This is a genomic window from Aquincola tertiaricarbonis (assembly GCF_000969605.1).
GTDB classification, from domain to species: domain Bacteria; phylum Pseudomonadota; class Gammaproteobacteria; order Burkholderiales; family Burkholderiaceae_C; genus Aquincola; species Aquincola tertiaricarbonis.
In genome coordinates this window covers 1-379 of sequence record NZ_JZUE01000094.1, presented here as the reverse complement: position 1 = coordinate 379, position 379 = coordinate 1, and the positions used below count along the sequence as shown (strand labels likewise).

The 379-nt window shown below is 67.8% G+C and carries 1 protein-coding gene; it reads right to left on the bottom strand.

Features of this window, described 5'->3' with window-relative positions:
- Window positions 1-379 (bottom strand): sensor histidine kinase (locus VO99_RS27565; protein ID WP_046116176.1); only part of this gene is annotated, 379 nt, incomplete at both ends.

Below are 379 nucleotides of genomic sequence, written 5' to 3'. Positions count from 1 at the left end.
GTTGTACTTGATGGCGTTGGACAGCAGGTTGGTCATGATCTGCTTGACCCGGGTGAGGTCGCCGGTGACGGCCGCGGCCGCCGGGTCCAGCCGCTCCACCACCGTCACGCCGCGCCGCTGCGCGTTGTGCTCCAGCAGCGAGCGGGTTGCACGCAGCAGGTCGGCCACGTCCAGCGTCTCGGTCTGCAGCTTCAGCGTGCCGGACTCGATGCGCGACAGGTCCAGCGTGTCGTTGATCATGTGCAGCAGGTGCCAGCCGGCCTGTTGGATCTGCGTGGTCCATTCGGTCTGGTGAGGGGCCAGCGGCTGCTGGCGGTCCAGCTCCAGCAGCTGTGCGAAGCCCAGCATCGCGTTCAGCGGCGTGCGCAGCTCATGGCTC